This window comes from Bartonella doshiae NCTC 12862 = ATCC 700133 (assembly GCF_000278155.1).
In the GTDB taxonomy this organism is placed as follows: domain Bacteria; phylum Pseudomonadota; class Alphaproteobacteria; order Rhizobiales; family Rhizobiaceae; genus Bartonella; species Bartonella doshiae.
The window spans coordinates 1-5173 of sequence record NZ_JH725099.1; the positions used below are offsets into that span (position 1 = coordinate 1).

Genomic DNA, 5173 nt, shown 5'->3' on the forward strand with positions numbered 1-5173 from the left:
AAGACCTTCATAATCAATAAGATAGCGCATTGCCAAACGCACTTTTTCATTGGCAAATATAGAATTTGTCATATTGAAACCCCAAAACATCATGGATGGCTCCAACACTTTTTCAACCTTAATATCTGTTGTGGCTTGAAGATCTGCTAAGTCCTCAGGTTTTAGATCACGTGCAATATCAATATCGTGTTTTTGCAACAATAAACGTTGTGTTCCTGGTTCCGCGACATGGCGGATTAAAATCTTCTTAAGTTTAGGTGCTTCCCCCCAATAATGGGAACTTGCACGTAATAAAATGGATTCTCCAGAACGCCAACGACTTAACTGATAAGGACCAACACAAGCAATATGATTTGCTAAATACCGATTTCCCGTATCACCATTTTTTTCATGTTCCATAATCGTTTTACGATCAAGTAAAGCAGCCACACGATTCCTAGCAATATTGCTAAGAATGAGCTCCGCTGGATAAGGCTTATCAAATTTCATCACCACCGTCTTCTCATCTGGTGCTTGAAAAGCAGTATCAACATTTTTTTCTGTAATACCATATTCATTAAACATTGCCGCAGGTGCCAACTTCAGCTTGACAACCCGCTTCATACCCCAAATAAGATCATTGGCACCAGCAGGCCGACCATCATTAAATTTCAAACCATCGCGCAAATGAAAAGTAATCACCGTACCCTGATCATCACCTGAAACATCCCAACTTTCTGCCAAAGAGGGAACTATTTTAGTAGCATCATCTGTAGCATCACTCACTAAACTATCGCAAACATTGAGAATAATTTCATCTGCATAAATCTCATTGATTTGCGCAGGATCAAACGAATTAATTGAATCGAGATTCCAAGCCATAACTAGGGTATCCGCAGGTGTTTTTGCTGAAACTTGTTGCGCAAACATCCCCATAGCAATAAAAGCAGAAACAAAAGAACTGCTACTTTTAAACATCTTTTTTGTCACGTTCATAGATTTTCCTCCAAATTTATCATATAAATCAAATAGTTATAGATGAATTAGTATACTGAAAACAGCAAAAACTCCACACATTCTCTCAAAATAATTATAAACAAAAAGGTCATAACTTTATTTTGAATAATAAAATTCTTATCGTATAAATTTACCTGCAAATTAGCATATCTCTATCGCCATTTTACAAAGATTTTTCTCTCTTTATCGCCGCTCTCTCCGCATCATAATATCCTTCTATCAGCTAAAACAGTTATTTTTTTAATGCAAAACAAATGACTGGAATCATAGGACTGCATGAGGATAGTATAAAAATGCATTAACTGATCATTGCATCTTCTTCAAAAACTGTAAACTGTACACCTGTAAAATTTTGAACGCAATCGTGTTTTTCCAAATAAAGAATTTAAAGTATATAACTTTCTTTGCCACATTTTTTGAAAAAATTGAGAAACCCATAACTTAAAAAACTCTTCCTGTGAAAAGGCGTTATTTTGGTCTACTTAAAATGTGTAATATCTCAGAAATCTTTGAGCTTTTTGTGCTTAAAAGCAAACTTTTGGTTTCATCTCAAACGAACGGAATATAGATAAAACCAAGAAAATGCAGCATACAAATACTTTTAAACACCTCTTTTTCAAACTCATCAGAGCCAAAAATAAACTGCATACCAAATATGCTTTTTCCTTTAAAAGAGAACTCACTCTATTGAAAACTTGATAAATACTGCCAACAGAAACCCTTTCTTAATTTTATATAAAGGAAATTGTTATGATTATGACGGTTAAAATGGCTTTAATATTTTGCGATCATAAATACTTATCGTTACTTTAAAATTCGCCAAAATTTTAAATAACAAATAACCTGTTATACCAATCTCTTTTTACCAACAACAGTTGCCGATCCACTGACACAGAGATGAAATGATAGAAAATTTGTTTGAGTTTAAACACTCCCGATAATTGGAGTTAACATGTAGAAAAACTGCTTTCCCATGAATGAACCTATCAGTTGATAAAGCTTAATACAAGCAGTAATATTACACAGAAAGTTATTAAATAAAAATGCTTTAAAAAACTTTACAAAATAAAATTCCACACAGCACCTTGCAGTAGAAGACTGAATGGTACAAATAATAAATACAGGCTTTAACATATCGTATTTTAAGATAACCAAATGTCATAAATTTCTTGGACAATAATTTCCGTATTCCACCTTAACATTTTTGCTATAAATCCTATACAAAAAATTATTTCTGAAAGCCTATTTGTCATGCTTTTTCATCGAAGAATGTATTGATTTAGAAAATAAAGACCATAGTATAAAGTGCGTTTTTTAAAACTATACTAACAATATTCTTTTTGAACGTTATGAAAAGAACAGACTTTTGCATCTTGCTTGAAAGCATGCTTCTTACCTTTTAATAAACTATAAGACTTACGGGTATTGGAATAAAAAAGAAGATTCTTTAATTTATCGACAAAAACACCCTTCCAGGTGATCATTGACTATTCCCGTTGCTTGCATAAAAGCATAACATGTCGTGGGACCGACAAATGTCCAACCACGTTTCTTCAAGTCTGTAGAAAGACGAAGGGAAGCAGGGGTTATAGGGTTAGCCAACAGTGTTCGAAAATCTACCTTGTCATAACGTTCTGACCGTGGTGGTTGAAAAGACCAAAAATACTGAGACAAACTCCCCCTCTCAGCTATAATTTCTTGTGCTCTCAGGGCATTATTAAGTACTGATCTAATTTTTCCTTGATGGCGAACAATACCTTTATTATGCATCAATATTTGAACCTTTACTTCATCGTAATGGGCAATCTTTTCAAAGTCAAAATGATCAAACGCCTCTCTAAAAGAGGAGCGTTTTTTTAAAATTGTAAACCAAGAAAGCCCTGCTTGAAAACCTTCAAGACAAATTTTTTCAAACAAACGACACTCCTCAAAAACAGGTTTACCCCATTCTTTATCATGATAAGCGCAATAAAGTGGATCAGTTCCCGCCCATGAGCATCGAACTTTTCCATCTCTCCCCATGAGAAGCCCTTCCTCAAGCATTCAACAGCTCCATATTAGAAAAGAGTTCCTTGATCATCGTTTTGCGGCTTTACCTGTTTAAGCTTAGAACGTTTACTGAAGGCACTTTCCTGAGTTGCAAGGCTGATATCACCATCAAAAAAGCGTAAATTTATTTGTCCAGTTTCAGGAAATTGCGCCAACCGTTTTATGGGCTTATTATCTTGCCCCAAAGCCAAAACAAAACCACGTTCTAAAATATTCTGATAAGAAGTACTTTTTAAAAGCCTAAATGCTACCTCTATCTGAGCACGTTGTCTCTCCACATTTCGTGCAAAAGCATAATGAAGACGGGCCGTATACTCCTTTGTATTACGTTGTGCTTTTTCCGTATCAAGCAAGCGTGGAGAAAGACGTAAGCTAAGTGCATGGAAACAAAAATGTCTTTTATCATAGCTAATGCAAAGAGCACGCTGTAACCTGCTTGAAATTTCATCAATCCCCCGCCGCGGTAAAGCAAAGAGTTGATCAGTAGTAGGAAGTCCACGTATAATAGCACGCAATTTTTGTTGATGAAAATCAAAATAACGGGCAAGCCCCATGCGCAAGCGCGCCCCAAGCGATGCAACTTGTACTTCGAGATCAAGCTTAACGGGAACAGCCCTTTCTGCTGCTCCTGTAGGAGTCGGAGCACGCCAATCCGCAACAAAATCAATCAAAGTCCAATCCGTTTCATGACCAACAGCAGAAATCACGGGAAGAGCAGATCTGTAAACAGCGCGAACAACAGCTTCGTCATTAAACCCCCACAAATCTTCTAAGCTTCCCCCTCCTCGTGCAACAATAATAAGATCAGGTTTAGGAACAATACCTCCTAAAGGCAAAGCATTAAAACCTTCAACGGCAGAAGCCACTTCCCGACCACAAGTTTCCCCCTGAACACGTACAGGCCAAATCAAAATATGCAATGGAAAACGATCCGATATACGATGAATGATATCACGAATGACAGCGCCTGTCGGTGATGTTACAACACCTATAATGTGTGGCATATAAGGTAAAGGTTTTTTCTTTGCGTCGTCAAATAAGCCTTCAGCCGCAAGTTTCTTCTTGCGATTTTCCAGAAGAGTCATCAAAGCTCCAACTCCAGTCGGCTCAAGAGCTTCAATAACAATTTGATATTTCGATGACCCTGGATAAGTTGTCAGTTTACCAACAGCAACCACTTCCATCCCTTCTTCAGGAGGAAATTTAAGCTTTTCCATGACTCCACGCCAAATAACAGCTTCCAATCGCGCTTTATCATCTTTTAAGGCAAAGTAAGCGTGACCCGAAGCATGTGCACCGCGATAACCTGAGATTTCTCCACGCACCCGCACATAACCAAACTTCTCTTCAACAACGCATTTTAAAGCCCCTGCTATTTCAGAAACACTAAACTCTGCAATATTTGTTGCTGCTGTTTTTTCAAAAAACAAATCTACCATTTTTTCAATTCACTGTGGTTGAAACATCGACTCTTAATTCACACACAAATATCCTCTTATCAAAAGATAATAATTTCTCCATAAATTAAGACATCTTGTCATCATATTCTAGTACACAATATACACATTCACTACTGATGATCTTCGATACATGAAAAATTCTTAAATCATACGCAAATCAGCATACATTTGAGCCCGTTTCTGAGAATCTTTTTGAAACAATGCATCTTCAACCTTTTGATTCAAATTTAAATCTAAATATCCATAATGCCAACTAGGATAGGCTGTATTTTTAGCCTCAAACCGATTATCAGGATTGTACACAAGACGTGAAGCCATTGTATGAGGATCAGTAGAGTCATTATTCCATCCAACAAAAATAGTATCAAAAGCACGTGCATAAAGTTTTGAAAACAACTGTGTTCCTGCTAAACGCTCAATTTTAAGACGCACACCAACCTTGACTGCATTATCTTGGATAGATTGAGCAATTGGCAAAGCGTAAGGAGATGTTCCAACCAAAAAATTCGCCTCAAATCCATCGGGATAACCGGCCTCAGTTAAAAGCTGCTTTGCTTTTTGAAGATCAAGTTTAAAAGGTTGCCCTTCTTTTTCAGCTAAAGCACCAAAATTACCAAGAGGAATAAAGCTTGCACGTGGAATACCTATTTCTTTAAGCACTGTCTTTC

General features: G+C 36.7%; 3 protein-coding genes and 1 pseudogene. All 4 read right to left on the bottom strand.

Annotated features, from left to right (window positions below; translation table 11 throughout):
* Positions 1–975 (bottom strand): ABC transporter substrate-binding protein (locus MCS_RS07910; protein WP_004857453.1); only part of this gene is annotated, 975 nt, incomplete at its 3' end.
* Between the two features lie 1473 nt (positions 976–2448).
* Positions 2449–3039 carry a DNA-3-methyladenine glycosylase I gene (locus tag MCS_RS07915; protein WP_004857456.1) on the bottom strand — a complete coding sequence of 197 codons (591 nt, stop codon included), beginning with the start codon at positions 3037–3039 and terminating at the stop codon, positions 2449–2451.
* A gap of 14 nt (positions 3040–3053) precedes the next feature.
* The gene (xseA, locus tag MCS_RS07920) at positions 3054–4484 is read right to left on the bottom strand and encodes an exodeoxyribonuclease VII large subunit (RefSeq protein WP_004857459.1); all 1431 of its coding nucleotides are present in this window, start codon (positions 4482–4484) and stop codon (positions 3054–3056) included.
* Positions 4485–4655: 171 nt separating this feature from the next.
* A pseudogene (locus MCS_RS07925) lies at positions 4656–5173 on the bottom strand (ABC transporter substrate-binding protein); the annotation flags it as partial.